We start from the raw sequence: 13,495 nt of genomic DNA, 5'->3' as shown, positions 1-13,495 counted from the left end.
CTCCTATTTTCTGACACCTGATAACAAAACATTCATCTCCATTCCAAAATAAGGATTAATGAGTCCACGGCGGTTGATGTATTTCCCATTCACCCGATAATCTTCATAAAAGTTAAACAGATTGTTTACATACATTGAAAGGGTAAAGTATTTATAAAACTCTTTAGATATCTTTAGGTGTATATTCATTGAAAACGGAGTACGGTCGCTTAGGCTTATACTGGTGGGGCGAATAAGCCATTGTAACACAGGGTCGGTAGCCTCTACTGAAGTGTAAGGGTGTCGCACACCATCTTCGCTGATGTAATGAGTAGGCACACGATTAATGGGCAGGGTCTTACTGAAAGAGAACCAAGTAAGGTCACAACGTAACGAGGTAATGAGTCGCAATTCGGGTAAGTAAGTATCGGCTACAAAGCTCGTTTGTAATTGCTCGCGATTATAGTGCTCTACTTCGTCATAAACCCCTAAATTGTAATGCTTTCGGTTGTTAATAATATCTTTATCGGCATAACGATATATGGGCAGTGAGTTGTAATACTGACTGTGAAACCACGCTCCACTCACCGTAAAACGAGTGTTTAGCAACTGAAGTCGCTTGCCGGTATATTGAAACTCTATCCCTTGCTTATCAATCGCTGAACCATTGCTCTCAATGCTGGAAAGCACGAGTGCATTTTGCACCTCATAAGGCAAGTTTTCTACCAAAGGAGGTGCGGTAATGGCACTGTGGTTGAGTCCCGTAGCGTCGTATTTCTTATAAAATACTTTGTGATAATCGCTCATCTTGCGAAAACCCGATTGCATACGTTCGTTAAAATAAGTAATAAATAGCGAATGATGATCGTATTCTAACCCTAACCGCACTTCAACTTTGTTATTCACAGCAGGCATTAGGGCGTAATTCACTTGCGGGAAGATATAGGTCTTGTAGTGCAGTTGGCGATATTCCTTTTGACTGTGATAGTAATTCAGCTGCACGTAGTCCTGATATATATCTTGAGGATAGAGCATCTCTTGGGTAGGAAGCTTGCTGTGCTTGCCCCAACCACCCGTCAAACTTATGCTTAAGACTTTACTATTAGCAAAACTGATTTTTGGTAAGGTAATCTTCATATTCACACGAGGGTCAAAGTACACCTTGTTGTGCAAAGTATAACGCGCATCAAGCCCCAAGAGCGTATTAGCACGCACTCCAGCACGCAAAAGAAATTCAGTATTCCAAAAAGTTTTTTCCAATTGCTCTTCAGCATAAAATGCCATATCTTGCATTGCGGGAATGCTCTTAAACGCACGCGGACGGAAAATCATTTCCGGAGAAGGCGGGTGCGCCAAGTCATATACTTGCCCAAGACCGTTATTCTTATTGTAGTTATAAGTGAGTCCTATTAATAATTCATTGCGATAACCTGAAAAAAGTTTATAAGATCCTACGGAAATATCAGCGTATAAATTTTGAGGTTTGCCGTCTACAAGTAGATGCGACACATAGTTAGGGTCTGAAAACGCCCCGTAAAACTCTCCAGCTTCAGTATTCGGAAAAACAGGACGTGCATTGCTAATTTGCACCCATTTGTCTTGTTCAATACGGTCATAACTCTGAGAAAAACTCGTTTTGAAAGTTAGTATTTAAAAAAACGATTTAGGTAAGTCCCATCTCACCCCACTGGCAATACGAATATTATTATAAGTAGACTGGTAGGCATCATATCGGTCATAACCTGCATCAGGGTCCCGTTTTTCCTTATCAATGGTGCCTGTATAGTCTATGCTAAAATTCCACGTAAGTGGTTTTTCGCCCTCAAAGCGCTTTTCTACGAGTGCCGAAGCCGTGTAGCGTTTGTAATTCTCAAAGCTATTGCGCGGGTCAGGTTGGGCATCTAAAAAATCTAAGCTCAGGTTCAGTTTAAGATAGTTTTCAGCAAATTCAAAGCCCTTACCCACATAAAAGAGCTTGCTAAAACCGTCGGCTTTGGCACGTGCCCTCAGTGGCGTATAGCCCTTTTTACGGTGAATGGTTACCACCCCACTACTGATATCACCATATTTCACCGAAGGAATCCCACGTATCACCTCCACACTCTCAATATCATCAGTTGCAATAGTACGCATATCCACCCCAAGTCGGGTGTTGTTGCGCTTAGCATCCACATACCCCGATTGAGGCGTGGTAACCATTCCAGAGCCTATGGTAGCTTGCATATTGCTATTCACATTCAAGGGCGTGCCATCAATATTGAAACCTACACCTAAAGACGAAATACCATAACCACTGCTGGGCGTACCTGCTTGCCTAAGAGTGAGTAGATTAACGTTATTCAATGAAGGAGTCGTTACATTACGCCCCGGTAGCAAGCTCACCAAATCGGCAAAACTGGAAGGCTGAAGATGACGCATCGCCTTCTGATCAATCAGTGAGGTAGAAGTAGGTGCTGCAATCTCCTTAGCAGTTACCACTACTTCCTCTAATTGGATAGGTTCAGTGGTATCAGAAGCCGTTGTAGGAGTTGCAGTAGTAGGACTAACAGTTTGAGCTTGAAGAGAGGTATAAAGAAGACAAATAAAGATGATACCCAAAGAAATAAGTCTTTGGTTATGTAATGGTTGTATATGTTTTCTTTCACTATTCAATCTTAACTTTAAACTAAATCGGGGTGCAAAGATACTACTTTTTTTCAATTATATAAAACAAATCTAAATAATATCGCGTGTAACTTGCAAAAATGTTCAATTTAATGTCTGTTCAATATAACAAAACACTCTTTTTTCAATCGTATTTGCACTGTCGTACCTCTCGCTTTAGAGGTTGCTCGCAATAGCATCATAAGCAAATAGCTCCGATAAAATCACTTTTTCATTTGCTAATTTCTAAATTCCCTAATCTACTAATTACTTGCCCGTGTAGCTCTCACATTTCTTTTTACTTCGCATCGAAACCCTATTTTTAGCACTTTTTTCTTCACTCTTTACTATTCACTATCAATTATTTATATACCTTTTGTATATCAATCGTCCAACATTCGTCCAAGGTTCGTATAAGCTTTGTATAAGCTAAGCATAAGATTCCTTCAGCCAAAAAGCGTCTTCCCTTGTTATTTTTATTTTCTTTTCCTTTTCTTTGGCAAAAAAAATTAAATTTTCTTGTCTTGCTAAGGATTCTTATCTTCTAAGATACGCTATTTCCTATACCAAACTCTCTGTTAATTTATAAATTAACATCACATAGTCATTCATCATTAATCATTAATCATTTACCATTTATCATCGATATTTATTTTTGTGATTGTATATTATTTTTGTACTTTTGCACCCTCAAAAAGATAAACAAATTACGAGATGTTTAAATGGATAAAAGCCAGCTTTTGGGGTACCATTGCTGGCTTACTATTGCGCAACCGAATCGCTTTTCTACTACTCATAGCAGCTATCACCGCAGGATTGGCTACCCAATGGAAGAACGTTCGCTTTACTTTTACCGAAGCGAATATGCTCCCCGACGACCACCCTGTGAATATGGAGTATAAGCACTTTCTCGACAAGTTTGGCGAGGAAGGTAACCTCATATTAATGGCGCTGGACGACCCTAAAATCTATACCCCCGAGGTACTCAACAAGTGGATTGCCCTCAGTAGCGAACTGAAAAAGTTCAAACAAATAGACGCGGTAATCTCTATTGACAATCTGCCTATTTTAGTGAAGGACACTGCTCAGCAACGCTTTGTTACCCACAAATTCATTGAAGGTGAGGTGAAAACCCAAGCCCAAGCTGATAGTCTGCAACAAGTACTCTCCGAAAAACTGCCTTTTTACGAAGGGCTCATCTACAACAAGAAAAACAATACCTTGCAAACCGCTGTGTATATGAACAAAAAGATTGTCAATACACAAGCCCGCAAGGACTTTATCCTCAACGATTTTATCCCCATAGTCGAAAAATTTGAACAACAAACAGGGCTCAAGGTGCACACCTCAGGGATGCCCTATATCCGCACCCTCAGCGCTCAGAACATAATGGACGAGATTGGTTTGTTCATCTTGGCAGCTTTGCTCTCAACCTCAGCCATTTTCTTCTTCTTTTTCCGTTCGTTCCGCGCGATGTTCATTTCAATGGGCGTGGTGTCTATTGCGGTAATGTGGGTGTTTGGCTTCCTCGGACTCTTTGATTATGAAATCACCATTCTCACAGGGCTCATTCCACCTTTGGTCATCGTAATTGGTATCCCTAACTGCGTGTTCCTCATCAATAAATACCAACAAGAAATCAGCAAGCACGGCAATCAAGCTAAATCATTGATTAGGGTGATACGCAATGTGGGCAATGTAACCCTGCTCACCAACCTTACTACGGCTATCGGTTTCGCTACCTTTATTTTTACCGAAAGCACTTTGCTCAAACAGTTTGGGGTAATCGCCTCTATCAATGTCGTATCTATCTTCTTGATTTCGCTGATAGTTATCCCTATTATTTACAGTTATATGCGCATTCCTCAGGAGAAACACCTAAGGCACTTGCACCGCAACTGGATGGGAGGGATTATCAAATTCATTGAGAACACAGTAAAACATCATCGCATTGCGGTATTCACAACGGCTATAACACTGCTTATTGTGAGCATCATCGGTATTTACCAAATCAAGGTTTCGGGTAGCCTCATTGAAGATATGCCTAAATCGGCTGCTTTTTTTGACGATATTGGCTTTTTTGAAAAGAATTATGGGGGCATTATGCCACTCGAAATTACCATTAATACCAAACAGAAAAACGGTGTAATGCGTTTGGTAAACCTCAAACGTATGGATGAGCTCTGCACTCATATCGAGGAAATTCCTGAAATATCCAAACCTATTTCGTTAGTGAATTTGGTAAAATACGCCAAACAAGCGTATTACAACGGCAACCCTAAATATTACGACTTGCCTACTACCCAAGAGCAAAACTTTATCCTTTCGTACGTAAAGAATTCTCAAGGCAATGCCAATATGCTTTCCGCTTATGTGGATTCATTAGGACAAACGGCGCGTATCACTACCTTTATGAAGGATATAGGCACCGAGAAGATGCAACAAATAGAAGACAATATCTATGGCAAGGCGCAAAAGCTCTTCCCCAGCGACAAGTACGAAGTGAAGATTACCGGTAAAGCCTATTTGTTCACCAAAGGTACTAATTATTTAGCAACCAACCTTATATGGTCATTAGCATTAGCCATTTTGCTCATTGCACTCATTATGGCCTATATGTTCCGTTCGTTCAAAATGATAGTAGTATCGCTGATTCCTAACCTCTTGCCGCTACTTATCACTGCAGGACTAATGGGGTACTTCGGTATTCCGCTCAAGCCTTCTACCATATTGGTATTCAGTATTGCGTTTGGTATTTCGGTAGACGATACGATTCACTTCTTGGCAAAATACCGCTTAGAACTCGTGTCGCGCAATTGGAAAATCAGCAAATCAGTATATGCAGCGTTGCGCGAAACAGGGGTGAGTATGTTCTATACCTCTATCGTGTTGCTCTGCGGTTTCTCAGTGTTCTTGCTCTCCAGTTTTGGAGGTACCAAAGCCCTCGGCGGACTCATATCGGCTACTTTGCTCTTCGCTATGATGACCAACTTATTGCTCTTGCCAAGTTTGCTATTAGCCTTAGAACGCAGTTTGTCCAACAAAGAAACCATCAAAGAGCCTAAGATTGATATTTTTCCTAAAGAAGAAGAGGAAGAGAAAGAAGAGAATAGTGAAAAATAATTTACAAATTTAATAATCAAATTCATAAAAAAGAAACACTTAATTATTGGCTAATTAGCTAATTGGCTAATTAGAAAACATTATTATGGAAAACAAAAAACACATTGTAATTGTGGGCGGGGGCTTTGCTGGCTTGGAGTTAGTAAAAGTACTGAACCGCTCCAATAAATATAAAATCACCTTGGTGGATATGAATAACTACAATTTCTTTCCACCCCTATTATACCAATTGGCGGCAGGATTTATGGAGCCGTCGTCTATCTCCTACCCTTTTCGCCGTTTGTTCCGCAAGTATAAGAACGCGCGTTTCCGTATGGCTACCCTGCAAGAGGTCATTCCTGCAGAGAACAAACTCATCTTGAGCAACGGCGAACTTCATTACGACATCTTGGTAATGGCGACAGGTGCTGAATCTAACTTTTTTGGCAACAAGAATGTAGAAGAAAAAGCTATGCCTATGAAAACCGTGGGCGATGCTCTAATGCTCCGCAACTTGGTGTACACGCGTTTGGAACGCGCTACCCGTACTGAAGATAAAGAAATGCGTCGCAAATTGCTATCGTTTGCTATCGCTGGAGCAGGCCCTACAGGGGTGGAATTATCAGGTATCTTTGCCGAGATGAAGCAAAACATTATGCGCAAAGACTACCCTGAGCTTACTTATGAAGATTTAGGAGATATTTATCTCATCGACGGACAAGAGACTGTGCTTGCCCCTATGAGCAAAAAAGCACAAGCCTATACTGAGAAATCACTGCTCAAAAAAGGCGTGAAACTCAAATTAGGAGTACTCGTAACCGACTTTGTAAATGATGAAGTGCACCTTTCGGACGGTACAGTGCTCGATGCACGCAACCTCATTTGGGCAGCAGGGATTTCGGCTAAAAGTTTCAAGGGGATTGATGATAAAGCACATTTAGGTCGCGGCAGACGTATGAAAACCGATGCTTATAACAAAATGGACGGTTTTGACAATATCTATGCCATTGGCGATGCCTCTATTATGACCACCAACCCTCACTTCCCTGATGGTCACCCACAGCTCGCTCAAGTAGCTATACAGCAAGCAGCCAACTTAGGTAAAAACTTCAACAACAATTTTGTAAACCCTACCCCTTTCAGTTATGTGGATAAGGGCTCTATGGCTATCATAGGCCGCAATCAAGCCGTCGCCGATTTGCCTAAAAATATTTTCCTCAAAGGATTTATTGCGTGGGCTATCTGGGCGTTCATTCACATAATGTCGCTTGTAAACTTTCGCAACAAGCTGAAAGCCTTGTACAACTGGATAGGGTATTACATCAGCAAAGACCAGTCGTATCGTATGGTATTGCGCCCTAATAGTCACTTGGGTAATAAGTAACAAAAGGTAAAAGAGGAATGGACATCGTTGCAAAACAATGGAAACAACAATTGCAATATCTGCTGGACGGAAAGGACTACGAGTCGCTTATTTACTCTTCAGCAGAAGATATTCCTATCTTGCCTTTTTACACCGCCGAGAACGTAAAAAGTCCTTATCCCATTGATATCCAAACCCAAGTAGCTATTCCTCTTTTTGTATCCGATAAAGAGCAAACCCTCAAGCGCATTACCTTCTGGCAAAGCCAATCGGTGGATTTCTTTCTACTCACTTTACATCCCTCACTCACCCAAGAAGAAGTGAAGCAATGGCTCCCCACTCATTTACACTATACCTTTACCGATTCATTCAGTATTGACACTACTGCTTACCAAAACGCAGGGGCTACAATGGTGCAACAAATCGCTTTGGGGGTAGCACAAATGCAGGAAGTCCTCAATACTTCAAAAGTAAATACTGTTTTTATAAAAATAGCAATAGGTAGCACCTTTCTATTGGAAATTGCTAAACTGCGTGCTTTCCGCCGACTGCTCACTGAGCAAGCTCCTACCCTACCCCTTTGCTTTATCGGTGAAGTATCTAACAGAGGACTCTCGCTACTGAAATCATCGTATAACGAAAACTACGTGCAATTGGCTTATGAAGCTGCTGTGTTAGGTGGAGTGGATGAGTTATTACCTAAAAACCCTCTGTTTTTCAAGAAGAATAGTGTAAATATCGAAAAAGCTAATGTAGCTGTAATTCAGCATATCACCGCTACACGCAAGGCAAATATGCTTAACGGAATGTATGCCATTGAGGCACTCAGCTACGAAATGTACAAGAAAGCCCTTGTGCTATACCAGCAAGTTCAAAAACAAGGCGGACTATCAGTGATGCTAAAAAATCACAATCTACAAAAGCAAATTAAGGGAAAAGCACAACAAGAACAGCTACTTTTCAACAAACAGAGCACTACTTTTTTTTCTAAAGATACCCTTGTAGAAACATACCCCCGTAAAGAATGGGATTTCTACCCTTTTGCCAAAAATCATACTGCTGACTCATTAGCTCCCAAGCGCTTGTGGGAACCCTTTGAAAAAAGCATAAAACAAGAATCGTATGAGCAAAAATAGTGAAAATATAGCTGGTTTGCCTCCTTATGAACGCGGTTATCACGCAATGGGGTATTTAGATGGTATGCCCTCTTTGCGCATCGTGGCTATGGAAGAAGAAAACCTTTCACCCAGCGAGCCCATTGAAATACTCTACCAAAACATTGAGAATTTTACACACAGTAACGCTTCTTGTAAATCGTTACTGATAACTGTTATTGATACCTTACCCCAAGCCCTATCACTCAAAGAGGCTCAGTTCTTTTATATCCCCGCTTCTCTCCTTTTAGAAAATACCTTTAGAGAAACCTTTATTAACAATTTTACCCCCAACAATAAACTCCGCATTTTAGTAGATAGCACTCACAACGGCTTTGAAATCATAGCAATGCTTCGTAGTTTGCGCGCTCTTGCCCAACTGCCTATCACCTGCCTAGTCCATTCCATCACCGATTATCTATATGCCCTCATCGCCCAAGCTGATGATTTGATATGTGATATTAAGAATAAAGAGTTGACCTCACCTGAAAGCCAACTCCTAATAGAAAATAGTCTAATCACTAAAACTATCGACCCCTTCTTTCCCTAAAGCCCTCCTACCTTTCCTTTTATTCCGATTTATTTTCCTTAAAATCCCTCTTTAACCTTCACCTTTAAGGATTAACTATCAACCATTTATACACTCTTTGTATACCAATCGTCCAAGATTCGTATAAGCTTCCTATAAGCTTTGTATAAGCTAAGCATACCCACCCAATAGTCTTTTTCCTTCAAAACTTCTCTTAAATCGCTTCTGATATTTTTCGTTTTCCTCCGGAAGCTCCAAATCTCTTTGAGTTTCTCAGAATTTATTAGAGCCTCTCTCACTCTTTCCAAATACTCCTACAAGTCCCACCAATCAAATAACTATTTTCATCCCTCCCCCATTATTTGCTAATTATTACATCTGCTAATCGGCTAATTCACTAATTAATATTTTTAAAGTTTTATACGTAATTCAGATTTTTAATGTATATTTGCAAAATGAAAAAGAAAAAGCTACAAAAAACTAAGTCTCGTATATCTGCAAAAAAGAAACCCCTTTTCGGAAACTTTTTTACTGTATGCCTCCTATGCCTTTTGCTCTTGGGAGCAGGTAGCGTTTTCTATATCAGAACCTATTACCCCGCTATCTACCAAAAAATACTAAACAAAATTACTGCCCGTAAGATAAATTCTACCTACGAAAGCAATCGTATTGAGCATATTATAAGTCTATACTACGATAAAACCTTCGGTATCGACCTTTCACACTATCAAGAACGTGAAGAAATAGAATGGGATAGCCTCTATATCCAAAATAAAACTGTAAAATACCCCATACAATTCGCTATTTTTAGAGCAACAATGGGAAACGATGCCACCGATAAGAACTTTGCACACTTTTTTTCAGAAGCTAAAAAACATCAGCTTATCAGAGGCGCTTATCATTATTATCGCCCAGACGAAGACCCTAAGTTACAAGCCAACTCCTATTTAAAAAACGCTCGGTTAGAAAAAGGCGATTTCTTACCAATCTTAGATATAGAACAACTCCCTAAAAAGAAATCCAAAGAACAGTTTCTCAAAGATATACAAACGTGGTTAGATATTGTCAAAAAACACTATAAACGCAAACCAATCATTTACACTTACATTAGTTTTTACGAAGATTATTTATATCCCACTTTCAAACAATACCCATTATGGATAGCCAATTACAACAATGTATCAGTTCCCACCTCTGTTTTTTCTTGGCAGTTATGGCAATTCACTGAAAATGGCATTACTGCAGGAGCAAAAGTGAAAATAGATTTTAATATTTTCAATGGTGATACTACCGAACTGAAACAACTCCTCTTGTAGTATGACAAAGAAAGAACTCAGAACACTTTATAAGCAAAAACGCAGTACACTATCAGCTGAAGAGCGAGAGCTACTCAGTAAGCAAATAGCTGAAAGGTTACTCCATTTTCCCAATTTTATATGGAAACATCACACTTATCATATATTCCTCCCCATAGAACGATTAGCTGAAATCAACACTTATTATATATTGAAGATACTACGCGATAAGAATAAGCAAATAGCAATCCCTAAAATGGATAACTCTACTCATTCTCTAACCTCTATTCTTCTCACCAAAGATACTCAACTCATTAAAAATGATTGGGGTATACCCGAACCTAAACAAGGGGCTATCATAGCTCCTGAGGCTATAGACGTAGTATTCGTTCCACTTTTAGCTTATGATAAATATGGTAACCGCATAGGCTATGGCGGTGGCTATTACGACCGTTTTTTAAGTAATTGCAGACACGAAACACTTAAAATAGGTCTATCCTACTTCCCTCCCGAAGATAATTTCTATTCTTTAAGAAATACTACTGATGTTTCTTTAGATTATACTATCACTCCTACAGAAATTTACACGCTAATAAAGAAATAGTATTGATAATTTTTTATGAAGAGAAAGTTCGCTTATATTGAACTTTTCAAAATAAAATACTAAATTGTTTTGTATAATTCTAAATAAGTCGTATCTTTGCACCGTCAAATCATAAAAATCAAAAAAAGATATGAGATCACAATTTTTAGCTCCTGTGCTTATCGCAGGAATGATGGTGCTTACTACCTCTTGTAGTAAAGATGATAAAAAAGATCCTGAAGCTCCCGTAATTAATGCTAAAGAAGCAACTATTGACGCTTCTTCAGGTACTGAGTGGAAATACTTTTCTTTTTCACAAGAAAAAGAAGTATCAGTAGCAAGTCCTACTACAAGTTTAGATTGGGACATTGCCTTCAATCGTTACTATGTGAAATTGAATGGAGGTGAATCAGGTAGTGGTAAAGGTGAGGCTTTAAAAACCGATAAAACAGTATGGAATGAAGTAAAAGAAGCTCCTACTTCAGGCTACACCAAAGATGAGAACGGTACTATGCAACTTGGTATGCCTCCTAAAGCTGTAGAAGGTTCTTTTTCTAAAGTGGTTTCTGGAGGTATGAAAGGAGAATCTACTACAGGTTATGTTACTTACGACCCTAAAATAATGCAAAGTGGTGGTGGAAGTCCTTATGAACTCTATAAATATGTTTATGTATTAAAAACAGCAAATGGTGATTTTGTAAAAATACAATTTACAGATTATCTAAGTGCAAAAGGTAAAGGAGGACACCCTAAATTCAACTATGTAGTTAGTAAGGACGGTAAATTTTAAACCTAAAAAATAATTACTATGAGGCTGTCTTAACATAGGCAGCCTCTTTCTTCTAAATTAAATTATCAATATGCGAAAGATTTTTATCACTGCTTTTATTTCATTATTCTACTCATTATCTATTTTTGCTCAAAACGATGAGAAGGAAGATGAACCTATAAAACTCAATGAAATAATTGTAACGGCTACACGTGCACAAAAGAATCTAAAAGACGTGCCTATTACTGTACAAGTAGTTACCGCTGAAGATATTCGGAAATCGCAAGCTACCGACTTTCAATCGTTTTTAGAAACGGAATTTGCAGGTATTAACTTTACGTACGACGGTGGAATGCCTAATATTAATATGATGGGATTTGGAGGTAAATATGTGCTTTTCCTAATGGATGGCGAACGTATGGCAGGTGAAACTTTTGACAATATTGATTATAATCGCATTGACTTAGACAATATTGAGCGTATTGAAATCATTAAAGGGGCTTCTTCTTCTCTCTACGGCTCGAATGCACTGGGAGGAGTGATTAACATCATTACTAAAAATGCTAAGAAACCTTTTGAAGGCAGTGCGAGCTATCAGTACGAGAGCACCCAAAGCCATAAAGCTAATGTAGGCATAGGCTCTAAGCAAAAATGGGGTAGTATCCGCTTGACCTCTTTCTACAACTTCCGCGAACCGTATGTGTTGGAAGACAGCGAGCCATTAACCGTTTATAAGAATGGTACAGCTGTGATTTCTGAAAAGGGTAAGCTTAATATTGCGGGCTTTACTACCTATGGAGTTACTCCTAAACTCACTTTTAATATAACCCCTAAAACTGACCTTACCCTTACACCTAACTACTACTTTAGTGAGCGCAACCAAGGCAACCAAGATTCCGATAGAAAAAGAGACCGTTACTATAATTACACTCTATCGGCTAAGTTGAACACGGCTCTCACTGAGAGCAAAAAATTAAGCTTATCGGGGGCTTTTGACCGTTACGACAAGTTTAACTACTTCCCGTTATTAAAAGAAAAAGAAAAGAACTATGAAAACACTATATGGCGTGCAGGAATGCAATACAACCAATCACTATGGGAAAAACATTCGCTGGTAGCAGGAGCAGAAGTATTTTCAGATGAACTGCTTAGTTTCCGTTTTGATAATACAGGTACTGAAGCCAAAGAAAACGCACAAAACTACACTGCTTTCACCCAACAAGAATGGGCTCTCTCTTCTGCTTTCTCCTTGGTAACTGGGGCACGTATAGATTATCATTCTCTTTTTAAAGAACACTTTACTTATCGCTTGTCAGGAATGTTTAAGGTAGAGCAGTTTACTTTTAGAGGAGGTTTTTCCACAGGATTCCGTTCACCTACCCTCAAAGAACTTTACACTAATTGGTTTCACCCTTGGGGGGGTGGCTTCCAAATAATGGGTAACAAAAACCTTAAACCCGAAACCAGTAATAACCTTAACGTTTCAGTAGATTTCGACAGCAAGAAGGTGAATATTACCGCGATGACGCAACTCTCGTCGGTAAGAGATAAAATAGCCTTCCGCTGGACGGCTGCCAGCGATACTATTCGTTATGTAAATTTTAATGGTAATACTGAGATTGTAAGCTCTGAGATATCGGCGACTTATCGCCCTACGAAAGCCTTTCGTTTTAAAGGTTCGTATGCGTACTACTACATTAGCAATAGCACAGGCGAAAACCGACCTCATACCTTTACCGTAAAAGCTGAATACATTCCTAAGCACGATGCTCTCTACATTCCTAATATTGTGCTTAGCGGTAAATACGTAAGTGCTACTCGCATTCACGATACTGACAGCAATAACAATAAGCTTTATACTTATTATGAGCCTTATAGTGTTTGGCATTTGCAGCTATTCTCTAAACTTCCTTATCACCTGACCTTTACTGCCGGTATTGACAATCTTTTTGACTATGTAACTAAAACCACGAGTTTCTACTCCAGCATTTCTCCGGGGAGAACTTACTTAGTAGGACTGAAGTGGAGCTATTGACAGTTAATAGATTAACAAGTAACAGGTAAACTTTTCCAAAGGT

General features: G+C 39.4%; 10 protein-coding genes. 8 read left to right on the top strand and 2 right to left on the bottom strand.

What is annotated here, in order from left to right:
* Positions 1–3: 3 nt before the first annotated feature.
* Complete coding sequence (locus RCZ04_RS06305; RefSeq protein WP_460485139.1) at positions 4–1,569, bottom strand: hypothetical protein; 1,566 nt, start codon at positions 1,567–1,569, stop codon at positions 4–6.
* 60 nt (positions 1,570–1,629) lie between these two features.
* A complete protein-coding gene (locus RCZ04_RS06300; protein WP_460485138.1) occupies positions 1,630–2,631 on the bottom strand; it encodes a TonB-dependent receptor plug domain-containing protein in 1,002 nt (333 codons plus the stop codon).
* A gap of 705 nt (positions 2,632–3,336) precedes the next feature.
* On the opposite strand from RCZ04_RS06300, the gene RCZ04_RS06295 reads away from it, so the two are divergent.
* From RCZ04_RS06295 to RCZ04_RS06260, 8 genes are all read left to right on the top strand, one after another.
* The gene (locus RCZ04_RS06295; RefSeq protein WP_460485137.1) at positions 3,337–5,745 is read left to right on the top strand and encodes an efflux RND transporter permease subunit; all 2,409 of its coding nucleotides are present in this window, start codon (positions 3,337–3,339) and stop codon (positions 5,743–5,745) included.
* A gap of 85 nt (positions 5,746–5,830) precedes the next feature.
* Positions 5,831–7,108 carry an NAD(P)/FAD-dependent oxidoreductase gene (locus RCZ04_RS06290; RefSeq protein ID WP_460485136.1) on the top strand — a complete coding sequence of 426 codons (1,278 nt, stop codon included), beginning with the start codon at positions 5,831–5,833 and terminating at the stop codon, positions 7,106–7,108.
* A gap of 17 nt (positions 7,109–7,125) precedes the next feature.
* Positions 7,126–8,223, top strand: coding sequence for a methylmalonyl-CoA mutase family protein (locus tag RCZ04_RS06285; protein WP_460485135.1), 1,098 nt, complete (start codon positions 7,126–7,128; stop codon positions 8,221–8,223).
* Positions 8,210–8,791: a hypothetical protein gene (locus RCZ04_RS06280; RefSeq protein WP_460485134.1), complete on the top strand. Its 582-nt coding sequence runs from the start codon at positions 8,210–8,212 to the stop codon at positions 8,789–8,791. The genes RCZ04_RS06285 and RCZ04_RS06280 overlap by 14 nt, the downstream gene beginning before the upstream one ends.
* 434 nt (positions 8,792–9,225) lie before the next feature.
* Positions 9,226–10,086, top strand: coding sequence for a glycoside hydrolase family 25 protein (locus tag RCZ04_RS06275; protein WP_460485133.1), 861 nt, complete (start codon positions 9,226–9,228; stop codon positions 10,084–10,086).
* A 1-nt stretch (position 10,087) separates the two neighbouring features.
* Positions 10,088–10,669, top strand: a complete 582-nt coding sequence (locus RCZ04_RS06270) for a 5-formyltetrahydrofolate cyclo-ligase (RefSeq protein WP_460485132.1) — start codon at positions 10,088–10,090, stop codon at positions 10,667–10,669.
* Positions 10,670–10,799: 130 nt separating this feature from the next.
* Entirely contained in the window at positions 10,800–11,438 is a 639-nt protein-coding gene (locus RCZ04_RS06265) for an HmuY family protein (protein ID WP_460485131.1), read from the top strand.
* Positions 11,439–11,508: 70 nt separating this feature from the next.
* Positions 11,509–13,452: a TonB-dependent receptor plug domain-containing protein gene (locus RCZ04_RS06260; protein ID WP_460485129.1), complete on the top strand. Its 1,944-nt coding sequence runs from the start codon at positions 11,509–11,511 to the stop codon at positions 13,450–13,452.
* Positions 13,453–13,495: the final 43 nt, after the last annotated feature.

Source organism: Capnocytophaga sp. HP1101 (assembly GCF_054772415.1).
This window is presented reverse-complemented; position numbering and strand designations above follow the sequence as displayed.